Raw genomic sequence first — 21,913 nt, 5'->3', positions numbered from 1 at the left:
GACCTATGTCTCTCGTTCACGAAATCGACTACGGCACGCCGGCTTCGAAATCCGAAACAAGTGTGACGCTGACCATCGATGGCCGGCAGATCACCGTGCCGGAGGGTACGTCCGTCATGCGCGCCTCGATGGAGGCTGGTATTCAGGTGCCGAAGCTTTGTTCGACCGATATGGTCGACGCCTTTGGCTCCTGCCGCCTGTGTCTCGTGGAGATCGAAGGCCGCAACGGGACGCCTGCATCGTGCACGACGCCGGTTGCGGCGGGCATGGTGGTCCATACGCAGACCGGGCGCCTCAAGGATATCCGCCGCGGGGTGATGGAGCTTTATATTTCCGACCACCCGCTCGACTGTCTGACCTGTGCTGCCAATGGCGATTGCGAACTGCAGGACATGGCCGGCGCCGTCGGCTTGCGCGACGTACGCTACGGCTATGAAGGCGACAATCACGTCAAGGCACGCAACAACGGCGACATCAATCTCAAATGGATGCCGAAAGACGAGTCGAACCCGTATTTCACATATGATCCGTCGAAATGCATCGTCTGCTCCCGCTGCGTGCGCGCCTGTGAGGAAGTGCAGGGAACCTTCGCGCTGACGATCGAAGGCCGCGGTTTCGGCTCGCGCGTTTCCCCAGGCATGCACGAGCATTTCATCGATTCCGAATGCGTCTCATGCGGCGCCTGCGTGCAGGCCTGCCCGACGGCGACACTGACGGAAAAGTCGGTCATCCAGATTGGCCAACCGGAACATTCGGTGGTGACCACCTGTGCTTATTGTGGCGTCGGCTGCTCCTTCAAGGCGGAAATGCGCGGCGAAGAGCTGGTGCGCATGGTGCCGTGGAAGGATGGGCAGGCCAACCGAGGGCATTCCTGCGTCAAAGGCCGTTTCGCGTACGGCTATTCGACGCACAAGGATCGCATCCTCAATCCGATGATCCGCGAAAAGGTCACCGATCCCTGGCGCGAAGTGACTTGGGACGAAGCCTTCGCGCATGTGGCGTCGGAATTCCGCCGCATCCAGTATCAATACGGCCGCGACTCGATCGGCGGGATCACCTCGTCGCGCTGCACCAATGAGGAGACCTTCCTTGTCCAGAAGCTGATCCGCGCAGGCTTCGGCAACAACAATGTCGATACCTGCGCCCGCGTCTGCCATTCGCCGACGGGTTACGGTCTTGGCCAAGCCTTCGGCACATCGGCTGGCACGCAGAATTTTGACAGCGTCGAAGATTCTGATGTGGTCGTGGTTATAGGTGCCAATCCGACGGATGGGCATCCGGTCTTCGGATCCCGCCTGAAGAAGCGCCTGCGCCAAGGCGCCAAGCTGATCGTCATCGACCCGCGGCGCATCGATCTCGTCAGAACGCCGCATGTCGAGGCCGCCTATCACCTGCCGTTGAAGCCAGGCACCAACGTCGCGGTCATGACCGCGCTTGCGCATGTGATCGTCACCGAAGGGCTCTATGACGAAGCCTTCATCCGCGAACGCTGCGATTGGTCAGAATTCGAAGATTGGGCGGCTTTCGTCGCCGAACCACAGCACAGTCCGGAAGAGACAGAGAAGTTCACCGGCGTTCCCGCCGAAGATCTGCGCGGTTCTGCTCGCCTTTATGCGCGCGGCGGCAACGGGGCGATCTATTACGGCCTCGGCGTGACCGAACACAGCCAGGGTTCTACGACCGTTATGGCGATCGCGAACCTGGCGATGGCGACCGGCAATATCGGTCGCCCGGGCGTCGGCGTTAATCCGCTGCGCGGCCAGAACAATGTGCAGGGCTCCTGCGACATGGGTTCGTTCCCCCACGAGCTGCCGGGCTATCGCCATATCTCGGACGATGCGACACGCGATATTTTCGAGAAGCTGTGGGGCGTCAAACTCAACAACGAACCCGGCCTTCGCATTCCGAATATGCTGGATGCCGCCGTGGAAGGCACATTCAAGGGCCTGTATGTCCAAGGCGAGGACATTCTCCAATCCGACCCGGATACAAAGCATGTGGCCGCCGGCCTTGCCGCTATGGAATGCGTCGTGGTTCAAGATCTCTTCCTGAACGAAACGGCAAACTATGCGCATGTCTTTCTGCCGGGGTCGACCTTCCTGGAAAAGGACGGGACTTTCACCAACGCCGAACGCCGCATCAACCGCGTGCGCAAGGTCATGACCCCACGCAACGGCTATGGGGACTGGGAGGTAACGCAGAAGCTGGCCCAAGCCATGGGGCTTGGCTGGAACTATCAGCATCCATCCGAGATCATGGACGAGATTGCGGCAACGACGCCGAGCTTCGCGCTGGTTTCCTACGACTACCTGGAAAAGATGGGCTCGGTGCAGTGGCCCTGCAACGAGAAGAACCCGGAAGGTTCGCCGATCATGCATGTGAACGGCTTTGTTCGCGGCAAGGGCAAATTCATCCGCACCGAATATGTGGCGACCGACGAGCGCACGGGGCCGCGCTTCCCGCTGCTGCTGACGACCGGTCGCGTCCTCAGCCAATACAATGTCGGCGCCCAGACGCGGCGCACCGACAACGTCGTCTGGCATGCCGAGGACCGGCTGGAAATCCATCCGCATGATGCCGAAATGCGGGGCATTCGCGATGGCGACTGGGTCAAGCTCGGCAGCCGCTCCGGCGATACATCACTGCGGGCGCTGATCACCGATCGCGTTGCGCCCGGGGTCGTCTACACAACCTTCCATCATCCGAACACGCAGGCAAATGTCATCACCACAGACTTCTCCGACTGGGCGACGAACTGCCCGGAATACAAGGTGACGGCAGTGCAGGTCTCGCCTTCGAACGGTCCATCGGATTGGCAGATCGAATATGATGAGCAGGCACGTCAGAGCCGCCGGATCGCCGGCAAGCTGGAGGCAGCCGAATAATGAAAAGGCGGCCGACGCGCATTTCCGTCAACCGAATCGCCCGGAAGGGCGGGGTCATGATGCCGGGTGAGCGCGTCGTGCCGGAGGAAGTACCGGTTGCCTTTTCCTATGGCGGCACATCGCATGCCGTAATGATGGCGACGCCGGGCGATCTGGAAGACTTTGCGGTTGGCTTCAGCCTGACGGAAGGCATAATCCAGGACGCGAGCCAGATCTCCGCAATCGAAATCATTGATGAGGAGCGGGGTATCGATGTCCAGGTAACGTTGATAGACGATGTCGCGGACGCCTTGCGCGCGCGCCGGCGCAGCATGGCCGGACCGGTCGGTTGCGGACTTTGCGGCATCGAATCTATCGAACAGGCTGTCCGTCAGATACCCGATGTTTCCTCTGCGGATCTCAAGCTGACGCATGGCGATATCGTCCGCGCCGTCTCGCTTCTCAATGACGCCCAGCCGCTTCACCGGGAAACACGGGCGGTACATGGAGCGGGCTTCTACGTTCGTGGAAAAGACCTGCTCGCCGCTCGCGAGGATGTTGGCAGGCACAATGCGCTCGATAAGCTCTGCGGTGCCATCATTCGCATCGGAACGAGCGGCTCAAGCGGGGCTGTAGTTGTCACAAGCCGGCTGTCCGTCGAGATGGTACAGAAGGCTGCGATCCTCGGAAGCCCCGTTCTCATCGCGATTTCCGCGCCGACGGCTCTTGCCATCCGAACCGCCGAGCAAGCGGGCATGACGCTCGTTGCGCTTGTGCGCGGCGATGACTTCGAAATTTTCACCCACCCGCACCGTATATTGCCTGAAAGCATTGCCGATGTCGCATGATCCGCATTCCAAGCTCGTCTACATGGCCAACCAAATAGCGACCTTTTTCAAGAGTCAGCCGGAAAGCGAGGCGGCTCAAGGTGTTGCGACGCATATCAACAAATTCTGGGAGCCGCGCATGCGGCGGCAATTGTTTGAAGTACTAGAAAAAGACAGCAACAGCCTGAACGCGCTTGTCGTTGAGGCCGCATCTCTGATCCACCGGCCCGAGCCGGCGGAGCCAATCCAGAAATAAACATCGATTTCACGCGAGAGGGGAAACAGGCATTTCGCCTGCTTAAGCATGAATTATTGCAAGCAAAGTCATTAATCTGGAGGAATTATTCATGACTGCAGCGGAAACAAGTACCACAGGTGATATAGCGGGTCTCGGCCTGCTTGATCGAGACAGGATCATTGCTAAGCCGGGCTTCAATCGCTGGCTCGTGCCACCGGCAGCGCTCGCCATCCATCTCTGCATCGGCATGGCTTACGGCTTCAGCGTCTTCTGGCTGCCGCTTTCAAAATCACTTGGTATCACGGCATCGACTGCGTGCCCCGAACTGACGCTCGCGTCTGCATTGTTCACGACGACCTGCGACTGGCGCGTCGCCGATCTCGGCTGGATTTATACGCTCTTCTTCGTTCTGCTCGGCTGCTCAGCGGCTATTTGGGGCGGCTGGCTGGAGCGTTCCGGACCGCGTAAAGCCGGCTTCGTGTCCGCCTGCTGCTGGTGCGGCGGTATTCTCGTCGCTGCCGTCGGCGTGATGACGCATCAGCTATGGCTGATGTGGCTTGGTGCCGGTGTGATCGGCGGCATTGGTCTCGGTCTCGGCTATATTTCGCCGGTGTCGACGCTCATCAAGTGGTTTCCAGACCGCCGTGGTATGGCGACAGGCATGGCTATCATGGGCTTCGGCGGCGGGGCGATGATCGGCGCACCGCTTGCCAACATGCTGATGAACTATTTCAAGACCGATACCTCGGTTGGCGTCTGGCAGACCTTCATCGCCATGGCGATCCTCTATTTCGGCTTCATGTTGGGCGGTGCGTTCGGCTATCGCATCCCGCCCGCCGGCTGGCGTCCGGAAGGCTGGACGGCGCCTGCCACCAAAAGCACGATGATCACGACAAAGCATGTCCACTTGCGCGATGCGCACAAGACTACGCAGTTCTGGCTAATCTGGGCCGTGCTTTGCCTCAACGTGTCGGCCGGTATCGGTGTTATCGGTATGGCCTCGCCGATGCTGCAGGAAATCTTCGCCGGCTCGCTGATCGGTCTGCCTGACGTCGGCTTTGCGCAGCTTGATGCGGCCCAGAGAGCATCCATTGCCACGATCGCTGCCGGGTTCGCCGGGCTTCTGTCGCTCTTCAACATCGGTGGTCGCTTCTTTTGGGCCTCGCTCTCCGACAGGATTGGCCGCAAGAATACCTATTATTGCTTCTTTATCCTCGGTATCGCGCTTTACGCGTTCGCCCCGACCTTTGCGGGCATCGGGAACAAGGCGCTCTTCGTCGTCGCCTTCGCCATCATCCTCTCGATGTATGGCGGCGGCTTCTCGACAATTCCGGCTTATCTTGCCGATATCTTCGGCACGCAATTCGTCGGCGCGATCCATGGCCGACTTCTGACAGCATGGGCAACAGCCGGCATCGTGGGTCCTGTGGTGGTCAACTATATCCGCGAAGCGCAGATTGCAGCCGGTGTTGCCCCCGGACCGGCGCTCTACACAGGAACCATGTATATCCTGGCCGGCATGCTGGCGCTCGGCCTGATTGCCAATGCCCTGGTTCGGCCACTTGCCGGCAAGTGGTTCATGTCCGATGAGGAAGTCGCCACACTTCAGGCGAAATCTGCCGCTGCGAGTATCGGCCCATCCGGCTCGTTCGGCATCGGCAAAGGTGGTTTCGACGCGAGGGCTCTGCTTGCCTGGGCTGTTGTTGGCATCCCGCTGCTTTGGGGTGTATGGGTCACGCTGAAGGCGACTCTTGCTCTGTTCGGCTGATTTTGCCCATTATCGAAAATCAAGGCACGCGCTTCGGCGCGTGCCTTTACGTCGGCACATAGGCCACGGCTATCTCGCATGAAAGCAGACATTAAAAAAGCCGCCGTGCAGCGGCTTTCTTCGGAACGTTATGCTTCGGTGGCTTAAGCTGCCAGCTCGTCGGTTTCGTTTTCTTTGAACATCTTGGCAAGGTTCAGGAAGCAGATCATGCCGTTTTCCGATGCGATGACGCCTTCGCAATAGGCGCGATCGAACGACGCCGTCACTTCCGGTACGGGCTGAACCTGGCTGGAGGCAATCGTCAGAATGTCAGAGACGCGGTCGACAAGCATGCCGATAACCATGCTGTGCACCTCTGCGACAACAATGGCGCTGCGTTCATTGGCGACGGTGCTCTTCATGCCGAGCTTGTAGGCGAGATCGATGATCGGGATAACGGAACCGCGAAGGTTCATGACGCCGATGACGTCAGCCGGCGCATGCGGGATCGGCGTCGATGGTGCCCAGCCGCGGATTTCGCGGATGGTTGTCGTCTTCACACAGAACTCCTGATCGTGGAGACGGAATGCGATGATCTCGAGAGTATCGCCGCTGAAGTTATTTGAGTTGATCGTGGTCATTAGAAAGTCTTCCCAAGCCCGGCAGAAGCGGCTGCGCCACCATTGGCGCGAACACCCCTGCCTTCACACCACGCGACGTCCTCGCAATGATTTTCGAGGCCTCGTTACGATTATCCGGGACATTACCGGAAGAGTGTTGCGCAAATCTAAATTGCCATAGCAGACCGCAAGGTTTCTGGATTCCCTTGCAGTTTTGACCAACAATGGAAGCCAGAAGGCCCTTGCCTATGCGATCGTCTTCTCGATCTCAGAGACAGCCCATTCCACCTGTTCTTTGGTAATGACGAGCGGCGGCGCCAAGCGGATCGTATTCTCATGCGTATCCTTTGCCAGGAGGCCCCGCTCCTTGAGGCTGTAGCAATATTGCCGCGCGCCGCCTGCTTCCGGCTCCAGCTCGATCGCCATCATCAGGCCGCGGCCGCGCACGTCTTTGACGATATTGGAACGGATCGATCTCAGGCCGTCGATGAAGTATGCGCCCATTTTCTCGGCATTTTCGATCATGCCTTCCTCGGTGAGCGCTTTCAGCGCCGCGCGGGCGACGGCGCACGCAAGCGGGTTGCCGCCGAACGTCGAGCCGTGCTGGCCGGGTTTCAGGACGCCGAGAACTTCCGAGTTGGAGAGGACGGCCGATACCGGATAGAAACCACCGGAAAGCGCCTTGCCGATCAGCGTCACGTCGGCTTCGATGCCTTCATGCTCCTCCGCCAGAAGCTTGCCCGTCCGGCCGAGCCCTGTCTGGATCTCGTCGAGGATTAGCGTGACGTTATGGGCCGTGCACAACTCGCGGATACGCTTGAAATAGCCCGTAGGCGGAATGACGACACCAGCTTCGCCCTGGATCGGCTCGATGAGGGCGGCAACGGTATTCTCGTTGATCGCGCCTGCAAAGGCCTCCGCATCGCCGAAGGGAACCGTGCGAAAGCCCGGTGTATAGGGACCGAACCCGGCACGTGCGTCGGGATCAGTGGAGAAGCTGATGATAGTGAGCGTCCGGCCGTGGAAGTTATCGGCACAGACGATGATCTCCGCCTTGCCTTCCGGAACGCCCTTCACCTCATAGCCCCACTTGCGAACCGCCTTGATGGCCGTCTCGACGGCTTCGGCGCCGGAGTTCATCGGCAGGATCTTGTGAGAGCCGGTGAGCGCTGCCAGCTCCTCATAGAGATGAGCGAGCTGGTCGTTGCGGAATGCGCGCGAGGTGAGCGTGAGCTTTCCGGCCTGTTCGATCATCGCAGCCAGGATCTTCGGATGGCAGTGCCCCTGATTGACCGCTGAATAGGCGGAAAGGCAATCGAGATACCGCTTGCCGTCCGTATCCCAAACGTACACGCCTTCGCCGCGGGTCAGAACGACATCGAGCGGCTTGTAGTTGTGCGCACCAAGCAGCTGTTCGGTGGCGATCAGATTTGCAGATCCTGTCATTGCCGTTTCCCCCTATGCGGCACGTGTCGGACGATCGAAGATGCGGCGGCCGAAAAGGCTTGCCGTCAGCTCCACGAGAACGCGAGCGCTCTTGCCACGATCATCCAGAAATGGATTGAGCTCGACGAGATCAAGCGACGAAACGAGCCCGCTGTCGGAAAGCATTTCCATGACGAGGTGCGCCTCGCGGAATGTCGCGCCGCCGGGAACGGTGGTGCCGACGCCGGGTGCGATATCCGGATCGAGGAAATCGACATCAAGGCTTACATGCAGGAGGCCGTTCGCCTTTTCAATCGTGCTGACGATATGGCGCATGGTGGCTGCGATGCCCTGCTCATCGATGGAGCGCATGTCGAAGACATTGATGCCGTGTTTTTGGATTTCCACGCGCTCGGACGGATCGACGGAGCGAATGCCGACCTGAAACACATTGCGCGGATCAACGAGGGGTCGGTCCCTGGGCAGGATCTCCGCGACCTCGGCCTGGCCGCAGAAGAAGGCGACGGGCATGCCGTGCATGTTGCCGGAAGGCGACGTCGCCGGCGAATTGAAGTCGGAATGGGCGTCGAGCCAGAGCACGAAGAGCGGGCGGCCCTTTTCAGCCGCGTAGCGCGCCATGCCGGAGACGCTGCCCATCGACAGGCTGTGATCGCCTCCAAGAATCAGCGGAAAACGGCCGGCCGCGGCGGCGTCGTAGGTGCTTGCTTCGAGCGCACGCGTATAGGCGCCGATGAGACGCAGATTGTGCGCCTTCGGATGGTTTGGAAGGTCGCGCGCAGGAACGACGAGGATGTCGCCTTCATCGCGCACATCATGGCCGAGGTCGATCAGCGTCTGGTCCACACCGGCAATGCGCAGCGCTGCCGGCCCCATCGCCGCCCCGCGCCGACCAGAGCCTTCCTCTACCGGAACACCAATGAGTGTGACTGATCGAGATTGAACTTCCATTCTGGGCGCTCCGGTTCGAAATTGGATTGACGCATAATCGGATATCGACGTGACGGCAAAAAGATGGAAAAGTGTCAGAAATGAAATCCGATTATACACTTTGCTAAGTGTGTTTCGCCAAAGTGATCGCCATGGACGACCTTGACCAAGAACTTCTCAGTGCGCTTCGCCATAATGCGAGAACGCCGGTATCCTCTCTTGCCGCGATGACCGGCGCGTCGCGTGCGACCGTTGCCGCCCGCATCGACCGGCTGGTCGCAAGCGGCACCATTGCCGCTTTCACCATCCGTACCGGCCATGAGACACGCGCCGCCGGCGTTCGCGCCATCGTCATGATCGAGGTTCTCGGCAAACTCGCAGACCGGGTGGCCGATCAGTTGCGCGGTCTTCCGCAGGTGCGCGCGTTGCACAGCACCAACGGCAAATGGGATTTCGTCGCAGAGCTTGAGGATCGCGATCTCGTCTCCTTCGATGAGACGCTGCGCCGTATCCGGCTCATCAATGGCATCAATTCGACCGAAACCAGTATCCTGCTGAAAACCAGGAAGACCGGATTCTAGTATTCATGCTCGTAGACGATGCCGGCTTCGCCAGCACCGTTTCCGCCTGCAGCACCGCGCAATTTCACGCCACGCCCGATATCGAGATTGATGATCGCCTTGGCGCCTGCCTCGCCGCCCTGCTGTAATTCGAAATAGGTGCGCTCATTCAGATAGCGGCCGACGCTGACGCTCGTCTGCCCCTTCTCGTCTGTGCTGATATTGAGGTCGTCGACACCAAGCTGGTTGCGGAGTCCCTCGAAAAGCGAGGTTGAGCGTCCGCCCGCTAGCTGGCTCACCGCATCGGCGAGCTGCGCGATCTGGACCGGCGAGAGCTTCGACATGGATTGGCCGAAGATCAGCTGCGCCAGCACCTCGTCCTGCGGCAGGGTCGGCGAGGACGAAAAGGTGATCGAGGGATCCGTAGCAAGTCCCGTGACGTCGACGGTGAGCGTCGTCGTTCCCGATGTGGAGCTTGCTTCCATATCGAGCGTCGGCGTCAAATCGCCAGCAAAGGTAATACGGCTCCTGTCGGTAAAGTTCAGGCGCCGACTAAGGATGGTCAAGCGTCCGCGACGCATGGTGAAGCCGCCGGAAACGACGGGCGTTGCAGCCGTTCCTCTGATCGTAACACTGCCACCGAGTTCCGAATCGATGCCGCGGCCGCGGACGAAGATTTGCGAGGGCGCGTCAATCTGCAGATCGAGCGCGAGTATCGTGGATTTCTCGCCGGGCTTCTGCGCGTTTTCGTCGCGCAGTTGGGCACGCACCGCCGATGGTGCATGGAGGTGTTTGATGTTGATTTCCCGCAGTGAAGTCGGCAGTTTGTCCGGCACGGTGATCGACGCTTTTTCGACGTTCAACCTGCCGCTCAGCGTTGGGTTGGTGAGCAGCGGACCCCGGAGGCCGAGATTGCCGTCGACCGTCGCGACGACAAGCGTTCCGTCAACATAGACTGCCCTGTCGAGCCTAACCTCGATGTTTACCGGATAGCCGCTGCCCGGTCGGATCCCGATCGTTCCACTTGCCGTAACGCTGCCGCCGCTCACGAAATTGCCGCTCAGGCGGGAGATGGTGGCCTGTTCGCCATTCATGGTGATCTTGGCGGTGACATTGTTGAGCGCAAGGTTTCTGCGGACATCGACCAGCTTGGCGCCGCTCGTCGTAATGGTCCCATTGACGATAGGCCCGGCAGCCGTGCCGGTGACACGGAGGTCTATGTCGGCGGTGCCTTCCGCGACGAAGCCCTGCTGCGCCAGCTGTGCGCCCAATATGGCAAAGGGGAGGTTGCCGCGGAATTGCAGATTGAGGGCCCGGTTGCCCGTGATCGCAACGGTGCCGCCGCCTTTCATGGAAAGGCCGCTCTCGCCTATAAGGTTGGTATCAATCGTAAGGTTGTTGTTGGCGAGTTTGCCGCTTGCCGCGATTTCGAACGGCGAGAGGCCCGCGCCTTTGGTCTGGCCCGTTGCCGCATCCTTCCAGTCAAGCTTGAAATCGACGGTCGGTGCGGAAAGGGAGCCGGAAACCGATACCGTTCCAGAGATCGTTCCCGACGCGGCGAGACCGGGCACGAAGCCGTTTGCCACGCTCGCCGGAAGATTGGAGATATTGGCGTCCACCTTGAGGTTCTTGACGGCCGTCCCCTCTATCATGACATTGCCTCCGGCCTTCAGCGCCACGTTGCCGGCGCCGTTCAGATCGGCATTGAAGTCGAGCCTGTTATTCGCAAGCTTGCCAGTCGCGTTCAGTGCGAGCTGGGACAGTCCTGCCTTCTTGGTGTGGCTGGTTGCCGCATTCTTCCAGTCGAGTTTGAAATCGGCTGCGGGGGAGGCGAGGTTTCCCGAGGCCGTAACCGTCCCTGAAATAATGCCTTCTGCTGCAAGACCTGGCACGAAATTGTTGGCTATGCCTGCCGGAAGATTGGCAATGTTGGCGTCAACGCTCAGGCTCTCCACTGTCCTGCCGGCAAGCGCGGCATTGCCGGTCGCTCTCAGCGAGGCGCCATCGGCGCCACGCGCATTTGCATCGAAATCGAGCCTATTGGCGGCAAATTTGCCGCTCGCGCTGAGATCCAAGGAGGACAGCCTTGCACCCTTGGTTTGGCTTGTGGCTAGGTCCTTCCAATCGAGCTTGAAATCAACGGCAGGTGAAGTGGGTGTACCGGAAGCGGTCACGGTTCCCGAGACAGTGCCGGAGGCAGCTAGGCCTGGTACGAAGCCGTTTGCGATGCTTGCGGGAATGTTGGCGACGTTGGCGTCGATCTGCAAACTCTGAACAGTCTCCCCGGCAACAACAATGTTACCCGCCGCTTTCGCAGCCACGTTTCCCGCGGCATTCGCATTTGCATCGAAGTCGAGCCTGTTATCTGCAAATTTGCCGGTTGCGCTCAGCCCGAGCGCTTTCAATCCGGAAACTTTGGTATGGCTTGTGGCTGCGTCCTTCCAGTCGAGATCGAAATCGACTGCTGGCGCAACAGGCGTTCCCAATGCTTTGGCAGTTCCTGAGATCGTGCCCTCCGCAGCAAGTCCGGGCACGAAGCTGTTTGCAATGCTTGCCGGGACATTGTTGAGATTGGCATTCACGTCGAGGTTTTGGACCGTCGTTCCCGCGATAACGATATTCCCGTCCGCGCTCAGTCCCATGTTGGCTGCACCGGTCAGGTCCGCATCGAAGTCGAGTTTGTTGTCGGCGAATTTACCCGTCGCGCTTAAGCCAAGCGGAGCGAGACCTGCCTGTTTTGTATGGCTAGTGGCTGCGTCCTTCCAGTCGAGATCGAAATCGACGGCCGGCGCAACAGGCGTTCCCAATGCTTTGGCAGTTCCTGAGATCGTGCCCTCCGCAGCAAGTCCGGGCACGAAGCTGTTTGCAATGCTTGCCGGGACATTGTTGAGATTGGCATTCACGTCGAGGTTTTGGACCGTCGTTCCCGCGATAACGATATTCCCGTCCGCGCTCAGTCCCATGTTGGCTGCACCGGTCAGGTCCGCATCGAAGTCGAGTTTGTTGTCGGCGAATTTACCCGTCGCGCTTAAGCCAAGCGGAGCGAGACCTGCCTGTTTCGTATGGCTAGTGGCTGCGTCCTTCCAGTCGAGATCGAAATCGACGGCCGGCGCAACAGGCGTTCCCGATGCTTTGGCAGTTCCTGAGATCGTGCCCTGCGCAGCAAGTCCGGGCACGAAGCTGTTTGCAATGCTTGCCGGGACATTGTTGAGATTGGCATTCACATCGAGGTTTTGGACCGTCGTTCCCGCGACAACGATATTCCCGTCCGCGCTCAGTCCCATGTTGGCTGCACCGGTCAGGTCCGCATCGAAGTCGAGTTTGTTGTCGGCGAATTTACCCGTCGCACTTAAGCCAAGCGGAGCGAGACCTGCCTGTTTCGTATGGCTAGTGGCTGCGTCCTTCCAGTCGAGATCGAAATCGACGGCCGGCGCAACAGGCGTTCCCGATGCTTTGGCAGTTCCTGAGATCGTGCCCTGCGCAGCAAGTCCGGGCACGAAGCTGTTTGCAATGCTTGCCGGGACATTGTTGAGATTGGCATTCACATCGAGGTTTTGGACCGTCGTTCCCGCGACAACGATATTCCCGTCCGCGCTCAGTCCCATGTTGGCTGCACCGGTCAGGTCCGCATCGAAGTCGAGTTTGTTGTCGGCGAATTTACCCGTCGCGCTTAAGCCAAGCGGAGCGAGACCTGCCTGTTTCGTATGGCTAGTGGCTGCGTCCTTCCAGTCGAGATCGAAATCGACGGCCGGCGCAACAGGCGTTCCCGATGCCTTGGCAGTTCCTGAGATCGTGCCCTGCGCAGCAAGTCCGGGCACGAAGCTGTTTGCAATGCTTGCCGGGACATTGTTGAGATTGGCATTCACATCGAGGTTTTGGACCGTCGTTCCCGCGATAACGATATTCCCGTCCGCGCTCAGTCCCATGTTGGCTGCACCGGTCAGGTCCGCATCGAAGTCGAGTTTGTTGTCTGCTAATTTACCCGTCGCACTTAAGCCAAGCAGAGCGAGACCTGCCTGTTTCGTATGGCTAGTGGCTGCGTCCTTCCAGTCGAGATCGAAATCGACTGCCGGCGCAACAGGCGTTCCCGATGCCTTGGCAGTTCCTGAGATCGTGCCCTGCGCAGCAAGTCCGGGCACGAAGCTGTTTGCAATGCTTGCCGGGACATTGTTGAGATTGGCATTCACGTCGAGGTTTTGGACCGCCGTTCCCGCGACAACGACGTTTCCGCTGGATTTCAAGGACAATCCGTCGGCGCCATCGACGGTTGCGTCGAAGTCGAGCTTGTTATCGGCGAATCTTCCGGTCGTGGCGACGCCGAGCGGCGCGAGATGCGCACCTTTCGTGTGGCTGGTTGCAGCATTCTTCCAGTCGAGTTTGAAATCCGCAATCGGCGCCGCCCGCGTACCCTTGACCGTCACCGTGCCTGAGATGGCACCTTCGGCGTTCAGCTTCGGCACGAAGCCGTTGGCAAGGCTTGCGGGCAGGTCGCTGATGACGGCATTGATGTCGAGCGTCTCACCCGCCGAGCCGGTGACTGCCACGGAACCGCTGGCGGTTTTGACCGTGAGGCCTCTCAGCGCCGCCTGGCCGTCCGCAATCGCGATTTCGGCGGGTTGAGAAAGCTCAACCGGAATGTCGCGCGGCTTGCCCGAAAATCGGACGAGCCGGATCGTCATGCCGCCGGCATTCGCTTCGAGATCGCCTTCAGCAAGCAGCGGATTATCATCGTAGACAGCGTTAAGATCGAAGTTCGTACGGTTCTGTTGCAGTACGAAATTCAGCGCCGGTCCTGCAAGCTTGTTGGCCCCGGAAGAGATCTCGCCGGCCTTGATGATGCCATTGACGGCGAGGGCTTTGAGATCGGTGACGGTGACAGCAATATCAGGTCTCACGATCGAAAGCGTGTCGCGCTGCAGGCCATTTCCTGCGGCCGTCACCTTGAGCGCGATCTTGCCTTTGTCGTTGGCGATGTCGAGCATACCCTTGAGATCGCCTTGGGCTTTCTGTCCGCCAAGTGCTGCCAGCGGGCTGATATCCGGAAAATCGAAAGCGAGCAGGCCAGTCGGCTCGAAGCGTGAGGACAGCTGGAGATTGCCTTCCAGCCGGTTCCTGCCGACATATGCACGGAGAGACGGAATGCTGATGATGCCGTCTTTGGACTGAGCATCGGCATTGACGGTGATCGGCTGGCCATCGATCGTGCCTTTGGCATCGACGGTGCCCTGTGGTGCGGCTGGATCAACCGTGCCGGAGATGTTGACGTCCAGATCGCCAAGCGTGCGGCCGGCGGTGCGAAGGGTTGCGGCCTTCAGGTTTGCCTTTATCGCCAGTGCCGTCAGCGGGCCGCTGGCATTGACCGTATAGCTCGCCTCGCCTTCAGCGGTTTCCAGCAGCTTGCTTATATCGGGTACGCGCCCGGAAAGGTTGGCGGTGAGGGTTTCGTCATCAAGCGTCACCGTGCCGGCGGTTTCGATCGTACCCGATTTGATGACGATATCCGAGAGATTGATCTTGGACGGAATGGTCCCGGCGACCTGCGTATCGATCGAGATCGGCGTAGCGAAGCGCGGCGCAATCGCGGGCGGCAGCGCGGCCGGTTGAACGGTAAGCTTCGCATTCCCCGTCAGCGTGTTGTCGGTAAGCTTGTAGGTGCCGTTGACGGTGCCGCTAGCATTGGCGCTTTCGAACGTCGTCCCGTTGAAACCTACGCTGTCGGCGGCGATCTGAAGCGGCGCGGCAAGAGTCACGGGGCCTTGCACCGCCCGATTGATATCCGGATTCTGAAACATCGTATCGCCGGCAACCATCCGCAATTGAATGGCGCCCGAGCGCTTGGCGAGGTTGAAGGAATCGCTCTTTGCGGTCAGCTTTACGTTGCCGATCGTCGCCTGCGGCAATGTTGCCGCATCGAGGGAGGCGCTGGCGTTCAATCGTGCTGACTGCGCATCGCCGGTGAGAGCGAGGTTCAGGCCCGTGACCATGAAACGCGCTTCGCCATCGGCAAGCGGCCAACGAAAATCGACCGGGCCTGACGTACCGAGCACGTTGGCGTTCAGGCTGTTGTTGCCCGCTCGGTCCAGAGTGCCGGATGCCGCAATGACGACGCTGCCGGTCGCTATGTTGCCGGTCTGGATGTCAAGTTTGCCCTTATTGTCGAAGGTGGCGGAGACATCGATGTTCGTCTGGCCGGAAAACAGTGGCCGGAAGGCTGGAGGCAGAAGTGTGCTCAGATCGCCGCCGCCCTTGAGATCCAGGTGGTGCAGACCATCCTGCGTGAGGGCGTGATGTCCCTTGATCGAAGCGCGCTCCTGGCCGTCCAGGGCGGCTTGAAGCCTGCCGTTCCAATCCGAAATCGGCCCTTCGCCGTCGACGACGATATCGACTGCAGGGTCGCCCGGCAGCGATAGGAAAGTCGCAAGTAGTCCACCCTTCGGTTCAGAAAGCTGCGCCTTCAGCCGCAGCTGGTTCTGATCGGGCATGAAAGCCAAATCGGCTGAGAGTCTAGCGTCCGGCACGTCGTGGCGGCTGAGATTGATTGCAGCGATCCCGCCGTTCTGGTCGGCCCGCAGATTGCCGCCGGCCGTTAAAGTAAACGCACGCCCAGTGAACTGTTCGCTGAGGCTGACCTCCGGGACGACGATCTTGTCGACATCGATTTTGATCGGCAGGATGAAACCCTCATCCTCACCGCTTGCCGGCGGCGACGGGATAGTGCGTACAGGCTTCCGAATAAGGTTGACCGAGCTGATGGAGATCTCGTTTGCGTGGAACGTGCCGCGGAGCAGCGCAAGCGGATTCCAGTCTATCGAGAGACCTGTTACCTGCGCGAATACGCCCCGCGTATCCGAGACCGTTATCTCCGCTGCGCGCAATCCGCCAGTCAACAGGCTGCTTGGTTCACGGACAGCGATCTTCATGTCGCGGTTCGAAAGGATTTCGGCGACCTCTTCCGTGATGATGCGGGAGCCGAACGAGGTAAAGCCGACGATTGCGATCCCTATGGAGGCGAGGATCAGCATAATGCCGGTCGTGACGCCGAGCACCCGGATGGTCCAATTCACGAATTTCGTCAGCGTCTGCATGGAGGAGGAACTACCCCGTTCTCGTCATCATTCGCGGGTTTGAAATCCGCGAATATCGCATTCTAGAAAGACTGGCCGATCCCGGCATAGATGCCGTAACTCGTGCCATTCTCGTACTTGTTCAACGGTACGGCAAAATCAAGCCGCAGAGGACCAAAAGGCGTGGCATAGCGAATTCCGATGCCGGCACCGGCGCGGATATCGGAAAAATCGGGAAATTCCTCGCTCCCAACCGTTCCGACGTCGATGAAGGGGACGACGCCGATGGTTTCGGTGATCCGGACGCGCGCTTCCAGCGAGGCCGTGACATAGGATTTGCCGCCTGTCGCTTCGTCCTCCGCGTTGTACGGCGAAATCTCCTGGAAGCCATACCCCCGCACAGACCCGCCACCGCCGGCAAAAAAACGTCTTGTTGCGGCAATCTCGTGCAATTCTCCGCCGACCAACAGGCCGGCGGCAACCTTGCCTGCAAAAACAACATTGTCGTCCGCGCCGATTGACTGATAGCCGGATATCGAACCCTCGAAGGACGAATAGATGACGCCGTTGAATGCCTCGTAGCTCGGTGTTGCTGCGAGCGTTGCCCGGTATCCTTCTGTGGGATTGAGTTTGTTGTCGCGCGCATCGCGCTCGTAAGTGAGCGGCAGGGCGAAAGTCAGATACTCATTGTCGCCGAACGCGTCATCGTCCTTTTCATAGCTGATTTCAGCGCTCGCCGAGACGATATCCTGATCGGTCAGTTCATGAGACAGGCCGAGCGACGCTGTGATCAGCGAGGCGTTGTAGGCATCTGGATTTTCGGTCTTTGCGAGAATGCCGGCCTTCAGCGTTGCCGCAGGAAAAAAGGCACCCGGCTTGGTGAAGAGAATGCCTGTAGAATAGTCAAGATTTGTGATGTCGTTTTCGCCAAGGCGGCCAACGGCTCCCTCGATCCGAAGGGATTCCGCTTCGCCGAAAAGGTTGCGGTGTCCCCAATAGCCTTGGACCCCGATGCCGTCGATCGTCGAGTAATTGGCGCCGAAACCGAAATAGCGTTGCTTGCCTTCCGAGACCTCGATGGTCATCGGCAAGGTGCCGTCGGCAGCAAGGGTATCGGCTTCGTGAATGGTGACGCTCGAAAAAACGCCAAGCGCGCGTAACCGCTCGCCCGCCTTCTTGAGCGCTTCGGGAGAATAGGCTTCGCCTTTTTCGAGGCGCGAATAACGCTGGATGAAAGCAGGTTTAACAGCTTTCTGCCCAGTGACGCCGACGTTGCCGATCGGGGCCACCGGACCGCCTTCCGTCGCGATGACGATATCCACGGTACTGGTGCTGTGATCGGCCACCACTTGCCGCGTGGTCAGCTTCGCAAGTGGTCTTCCTTCGCTCTTCAACTGTTCGACGATCTTGTCACCGGCCTTGATGATTGTCAGCGACCCGGCTTCTTCGCCAGGCGCCAAATCGTAATCGGCAGGATTGCGGCTTGCAGCATCGCCGCCGAACTGCACTTCCTTGACGCGGAAGACGGGTCCCGGCTCGACTGCAACATGAACAGGGATTGGCTTCGACCGATCGAAAGTCGGATTGGGAGGCAGGTCATCGATATTCTTTCCGTCGATCGTGATTGTCACGACGCCACCGTAACGCGCCTTCTCATAGAGCGTCGCGATCAAGCGGTCGCGGTCGTCGCGCGCCTTGACGACAATTCCGAGATCGCCGGACACCGGGCGATCTTCGTCGCCGATCAGACGGGAACTGTTCTCCAACGCTTCTTTGAGATCGGGATCGGCGGTATCGGTTGTGAGATCGGCGTCGTAGCGCACAGGATCGGGTACCTGCTCGCTCTCACTGTCGTCTTCGCCAAAAATCGTGATGCCGAAAAGCTTGAATGCATAGGCCTCGCCAGTCAGAACCGGTGAAAACGCAGCCGTTGCCGCGATCACCATCATGGTGCCTGCCCGCCGATACGCAAAACCCGATTTCGGTGTCTTCCCTCTGATATGCATCCGCCGCTTTTGATTACATGCGTTGCCCAGCCATTAACAGCTTAGCGGCAAAAATGCACGACGTGTATCGATTTAAGTTATTTTCGAGCTAATTTAGCACGAAAAAATGAAAAATCCCGGTTTGAAGCCGGGATTTTCGGACCTTGCATAGCTACATCTCGGCGTTACGGGCAATCGTCGATATAGCGGCGGCCATAACGATCGCGATAGTAGCATTGTCCAGGCTGTTCTGAGACGCGGCCAATGACGGCACCTGTGACGCCGCCGATTGCAGCGCCGACTGCCGCTCCGCGAACATTGCCTGTGGCGACGCCGCCGATCACCGCGCCGGATGCCGCACCGATCCCGGCACCCTGTTCCGTCGGCGTGCAACTCGCAATCGAGAGGCCGATCAGAGCGAATGCGATTACTTTCTTCATTTCTTTTCTCCAAGGTTGGCCGTCCTAGGCAGCCGCTGTCCCTTCCACCGTGTCTTTTTGATAGTTAAAACTATGTCGCGACAAGATGGCGTCTACCTTGTGCTTGAAATTTTTGTGATCACGGTTCTTTTCAGCGCGATTCAGATGTCGTGCGGAATCTTGCGTTTATCCGTGAAGCAAATTTCATAGAGCGCCCTAAAGTAGCGGTTGATCACGAAGCGAAAAAGTCAAATGATGCTCCTGTGCCTGGAGGGCACGAGGAGGAAATTATGGCGAAGGTGAAACTGACGGTGAACGGCCGGGCGGTGAGCGGCGATTGTGAAGAGCGCATGCTTCTCGTCCATTTCATTCGCGAAAAACTTGGCCTAACGGGAACGCATGTCGGCTGCGACACCACACAGTGCGGCACCTGCGTCGTCGATATGGACGGCAAGTCGGTCAAGAGCTGCACGATCCTCGCCGTTCAGGCATCAGGCTCGTCTGTCACGACGATCGAAGGCTTGGCCGCCAATGGTGAACTTCATCCGGTTCAGGCCGCCTTCAAGGAACATCATGGGCTCCAGTGCGGATTCTGCACGCCTGGCATGGTGATGACCGCGGTCGACATGATCACCCGTCACGGCGGACAGCTAGATGAACAGACGGTTCGCCGGGAGCTCGAAGGCAATATCTGTCGCTGCACTGGTTACCACAACATCGTCAAGGCCGTGCTTTCCGCCAACGCGGAGATGCATGGTGGCGCCAAGCAGGCTGCCGAGTAAGATTTCTCCAGAATTGCCTGGCTGACTGCCGAACACAATCGCTTTTGGCGGAATGCCTGGCCCGAAACCCCATTGGGAGGACATCATGGGTGTCGAAGGAGTTGGTGCACGCGTCGCACGCAAGGAAGACAGGCGGTTTCTGACCGGCAAGGGCCGCTATACGGACGATATGGTCGTGCCTGGCATGAAATACGGCTATTTTGTTCGCAGTCCGCATGCGCATGCCAAGATCAAGAGCATCGATAACTCGACTGCAAAAACCATGCCCGGCGTCATCGACGTGCTGGACGGCAAGCAATTGCTCGCCGATGGCATCGGCAACCTCATCTGCGGCTGGATGATCCATTCGAAGGACGGGTCTCCGATGAAAATGGGCGCGTGGCGCCCGTTGGCGGTAGAGACGGTGCGCTATGTCGGCGATGCCGTTGCGATCGTCGTGGCGGATTCGCTCGGCGAAGCGCGCGACGCGGCAGAAGCGGTCGTTGTCGATTATGAGGAACTGCCGACCGTGATCGAGGCGGTTGATGCGCTGAAACCCGGCGCGCCGCAAATCCATCCGGAAGCGGCCAACAATCTGATTTTCGACTGGGAGATCGGCGATGCTGCCGCTGCCGACCAGGCGATTGCGGAAGCAGCGCATGTGACTGAGGTCGATATCGTCAATAACCGTCTCTCCCCCAATGCGATGGAGCCGCGCGCGACGCTCGGCATCTACGATGCGGGCGAGGACCATTTTACTTGCTACACCACCAGCCAGAATCCGCATCTGGCGCGGCTGGTCATGAGCGCTTTCTACAACGTGGCGCCGGAAAACAAGCTGCGGGTTATCGCGCCGGATGTCGGTGGCGGCTTCGGTTCCAAAATCTACATCTATCCGGAGGAGGTCATCTGTCTCTGGGCATCCAAGAAAACCGGCGTGCCAGTGAAATGGACTGCAGACCGCACGGAGGCCTTCCTTACGGATGCCCATGGCCGCGACCATGTCTCAAAGGTAAAGATGGCGTTCGACAAAGACCACCGTATCATTGGATTGAAGGTCGACACGATTGCCAATCTCGGCGCCTACATGTCGCTATTTTCGTCCTGCGTGCCGACTTATCTCTACGCCACGTTGCTTTCCGGCCAATATGACATCCCGGCAATCCACGCCAATGTGCGTACGGTCTATACCAACACCGCACCTGTCGACGCCTATCGTGGTGCGGGACGCCCGGAGGCAACCTATCTCCTCGAGCGGACCATGGAAACGGCGGCGCGCGAGCTTGGCGTTTCGCCGGCGGAACTCAGGCGGAAGAATTTCATCCGCGTGTTCCCGCATCAGACGCCGGTTATCTTGAACTACGACGCGGGCGATTATGAAGCCTCGCTTGACGCGGCGATGCAGGCGGCGGATTGGAACGGTTTTGCCGCGCGCAAGGCCGAGGCCGAGCGCCGCGGCATGAAACGCGGCATCGGCATGAGCTGTTACATCGAGGCATGCGGGCTTGCTCCGTCGCAGGCTGTTGGTTCCCTCGGAGCTGGTGTCGGCCTTTGGGAATCCGCCGAGGTGCGGGTCAATGCCGTCGGGACCGTGGAGGTCCTGACCGGATCGCACAGCCACGGGCAAGGACATGAAACGACGTTCGCACAACTCGTTGCGGGCCGGCTCGGCGTGCCGATCGACAGCATATCCATTGTTCACGGCGATACCGACAAGGTGCAGATGGGCATGGGTACCTACGGCTCGCGCTCTGGTGCCGTCGGCATGTCAGCCGTCGCCAAGGCGCTCGACAAAGTCGAGGCCAAGGCAAAGAAGATCGCCGCCCACCTCATGGAGGCGGATGAGAGCGATATCGTGATCGAAAACGGCGAGTTGAAGGTGGCGGGCACGGACAAGACGCTGCCCTGGTTCCAGGTGGCGCTGGCTGCCTACACCGCCCACAATTTGCCGGCGGGCATGGAGCCGGGATTGAAGGAGACGGCGTTTTACGATCCGTCGAACTTCACGTTTCCGGCAGGCTGCTACATCTGCGAGGTCGAAGTCGATCCTGAAACGGGCACGACAGAAATTATCCAGTTCGTCGCGGCCGACGACTTCGGCAATATCATCAACCCGATGATCGTCGAAGGCCAGGTTCACGGCGGCATTGCGCAGGGTATCGGTCAGGCGCTGCTTGAAGGCGTGCACTACGATGAAAATGGCCAGCTCCTGACGGCGAGCTACATGGACTATGCCATGCCCCGCGCCGCCGACCTGCCGTCATTCAAGATATCCCACCAAAACACGCCATGCCCAAGCAATCCGCTCGGCATCAAGGGCTGCGGTGAGGCGGGTGCGATCGGTTCGCCGCCGGCACTGATGAACGCGATCACGGATGCGATCGGCAACAACATGCTGACGATGCCTGCCACGCCGCAGAAGGTGTGGATGGCAGCGCAAGCAACCCATTGAGGA

General features: G+C 59.4%; 13 protein-coding genes. 7 read left to right on the top strand and 6 right to left on the bottom strand.

Translation table 11 applies throughout. The annotated features are described in order from the left end of the window. Positions 1 to 5 precede the first annotated feature (5 nt). The 4 genes from fdhF to N2599_RS16455 all read left to right on the top strand — a co-directional run bounded on the left by fdhF (position 6) and on the right by N2599_RS16455 (position 5,697). The gene (fdhF, locus tag N2599_RS16470) at positions 6 to 2,885 is read left to right on the top strand and encodes a formate dehydrogenase subunit alpha (protein ID WP_027511681.1); all 2,880 of its coding nucleotides are present in this window, start codon (positions 6 to 8) and stop codon (positions 2,883 to 2,885) included. Continuing rightward, the gene (gene fdhD / locus N2599_RS16465) at positions 2,885 to 3,712 is read left to right on the top strand and encodes a formate dehydrogenase accessory sulfurtransferase FdhD (RefSeq protein WP_051336702.1); all 828 of its coding nucleotides are present in this window, start codon (positions 2,885 to 2,887) and stop codon (positions 3,710 to 3,712) included. Before fdhF ends, fdhD begins: the two co-directional genes overlap by 1 nt. Next, positions 3,702 to 3,947, top strand: coding sequence for a formate dehydrogenase subunit delta (locus N2599_RS16460; RefSeq protein ID WP_027511679.1), 246 nt, complete (start codon positions 3,702 to 3,704; stop codon positions 3,945 to 3,947). Before fdhD ends, N2599_RS16460 begins: the two co-directional genes overlap by 11 nt. 91 nt (positions 3,948 to 4,038) lie before the next feature. Continuing rightward, entirely contained in the window at positions 4,039 to 5,697 is a 1,659-nt protein-coding gene (locus N2599_RS16455; protein WP_027511678.1) for an OFA family MFS transporter, read from the top strand. A gap of 143 nt (positions 5,698 to 5,840) precedes the next feature. On the opposite strand, the gene N2599_RS16450 is transcribed toward N2599_RS16455, so the two are convergent. The 3 genes from N2599_RS16450 to rocF form a co-directional block, all read right to left on the bottom strand. Then, entirely contained in the window at positions 5,841 to 6,317 is a 477-nt protein-coding gene (locus N2599_RS16450) for a chemotaxis protein CheW (protein WP_027511677.1), read from the bottom strand. 225 nt (positions 6,318 to 6,542) lie between these two features. Next, positions 6,543 to 7,742 (bottom strand): ornithine--oxo-acid transaminase, encoded by a 1,200-nt coding sequence (rocD, locus tag N2599_RS16445; protein ID WP_027511676.1) that lies wholly within the window; start codon positions 7,740 to 7,742, stop codon positions 6,543 to 6,545. Positions 7,743 to 7,754: 12 nt separating this feature from the next. Next, on the bottom strand, positions 7,755 to 8,690 hold the full coding sequence (gene rocF / locus N2599_RS16440; protein ID WP_027511675.1) for an arginase: 936 nt from the start codon (positions 8,688 to 8,690) through the stop codon (positions 7,755 to 7,757). Between the two features lie 131 nt (positions 8,691 to 8,821). Between rocF and N2599_RS16435 the strand changes: the two genes are divergently transcribed. Beyond that, complete coding sequence (locus N2599_RS16435; protein ID WP_027511674.1) at positions 8,822 to 9,250, top strand: Lrp/AsnC family transcriptional regulator; 429 nt, start codon at positions 8,822 to 8,824, stop codon at positions 9,248 to 9,250. On the opposite strand, the gene N2599_RS16430 is transcribed toward N2599_RS16435, so the two are convergent. The 3 genes from N2599_RS16430 to N2599_RS16420 all read right to left on the bottom strand — a co-directional run bounded on the left by N2599_RS16430 (position 9,247) and on the right by N2599_RS16420 (position 18,718). Next, positions 9,247 to 16,314, bottom strand: coding sequence for a translocation/assembly module TamB domain-containing protein (locus tag N2599_RS16430; protein ID WP_260307460.1), 7,068 nt, complete (start codon positions 16,312 to 16,314; stop codon positions 9,247 to 9,249). The two genes, N2599_RS16435 and N2599_RS16430, sit on opposite strands and share 4 nt — an antisense overlap. A gap of 62 nt (positions 16,315 to 16,376) precedes the next feature. Then, positions 16,377 to 18,299 (bottom strand): autotransporter assembly complex protein TamA, encoded by a 1,923-nt coding sequence (locus tag N2599_RS16425; RefSeq protein ID WP_027513815.1) that lies wholly within the window; start codon positions 18,297 to 18,299, stop codon positions 16,377 to 16,379. 164 nt (positions 18,300 to 18,463) lie between these two features. Continuing rightward, positions 18,464 to 18,718, bottom strand: a complete 255-nt coding sequence (locus N2599_RS16420; protein ID WP_027513816.1) for a YMGG-like glycine zipper-containing protein — start codon at positions 18,716 to 18,718, stop codon at positions 18,464 to 18,466. Positions 18,719 to 18,987: 269 nt separating this feature from the next. On the opposite strand from N2599_RS16420, the gene N2599_RS16415 reads away from it, so the two are divergent. Together N2599_RS16415 and N2599_RS16410 are read left to right on the top strand one after the other, a co-directional pair. Beyond that, complete coding sequence (locus N2599_RS16415; protein WP_027513817.1) at positions 18,988 to 19,479, top strand: (2Fe-2S)-binding protein; 492 nt, start codon at positions 18,988 to 18,990, stop codon at positions 19,477 to 19,479. A gap of 85 nt (positions 19,480 to 19,564) precedes the next feature. Beyond that, positions 19,565 to 21,910, top strand: a complete 2,346-nt coding sequence (locus N2599_RS16410; RefSeq protein ID WP_027513818.1) for a xanthine dehydrogenase family protein molybdopterin-binding subunit — start codon at positions 19,565 to 19,567, stop codon at positions 21,908 to 21,910. Positions 21,911 to 21,913 lie beyond the last annotated feature (3 nt).

The organism is Rhizobium sullae, from assembly GCF_025200715.1.
GTDB lineage: Bacteria > Pseudomonadota > Alphaproteobacteria > Rhizobiales > Rhizobiaceae > Rhizobium > Rhizobium sullae.
Note: the sequence above shows the minus strand (reverse complement) of the source record. Positions and strands in the feature narration are given on the sequence as shown.

What these genes read in the sequence shown, in the direction of transcription:
- fdhF (WP_027511681.1), top strand. Translation starts at nt 6, where the DNA reads ATGTCTCTCGTTCACGAAATCGACTACGGCACGCCGGCTTCGAAATCC.
- fdhD (WP_051336702.1), top strand. Translation starts at nt 2,885, where the DNA reads ATGAAAAGGCGGCCGACGCGCATTTCCGTCAACCGAATCGCCCGGAAG.
- N2599_RS16460 (WP_027511679.1), top strand. Translation starts at nt 3,702, where the DNA reads ATGTCGCATGATCCGCATTCCAAGCTCGTCTACATGGCCAACCAAATA.
- N2599_RS16455 (WP_027511678.1), top strand. Translation starts at nt 4,039, where the DNA reads ATGACTGCAGCGGAAACAAGTACCACAGGTGATATAGCGGGTCTCGGC.
- N2599_RS16450 (WP_027511677.1), bottom strand. Translation starts at nt 6,317, where the DNA reads ATGACCACGATCAACTCAAATAACTTCAGCGGCGATACTCTCGAGATC.
- rocD (WP_027511676.1), bottom strand. Translation starts at nt 7,742, where the DNA reads ATGACAGGATCTGCAAATCTGATCGCCACCGAACAGCTGCTTGGTGCG.
- rocF (WP_027511675.1), bottom strand. Translation starts at nt 8,690, where the DNA reads ATGGAAGTTCAATCTCGATCAGTCACACTCATTGGTGTTCCGGTAGAG.
- N2599_RS16435 (WP_027511674.1), top strand. Translation starts at nt 8,822, where the DNA reads ATGGACGACCTTGACCAAGAACTTCTCAGTGCGCTTCGCCATAATGCG.
- N2599_RS16430 (WP_260307460.1), bottom strand. Translation starts at nt 16,314, where the DNA reads ATGCAGACGCTGACGAAATTCGTGAATTGGACCATCCGGGTGCTCGGC.
- N2599_RS16425 (WP_027513815.1), bottom strand. Translation starts at nt 18,299, where the DNA reads ATGCATATCAGAGGGAAGACACCGAAATCGGGTTTTGCGTATCGGCGG.
- N2599_RS16420 (WP_027513816.1), bottom strand. Translation starts at nt 18,718, where the DNA reads ATGAAGAAAGTAATCGCATTCGCTCTGATCGGCCTCTCGATTGCGAGT.
- N2599_RS16415 (WP_027513817.1), top strand. Translation starts at nt 18,988, where the DNA reads ATGGCGAAGGTGAAACTGACGGTGAACGGCCGGGCGGTGAGCGGCGAT.
- N2599_RS16410 (WP_027513818.1), top strand. Translation starts at nt 19,565, where the DNA reads ATGGGTGTCGAAGGAGTTGGTGCACGCGTCGCACGCAAGGAAGACAGG.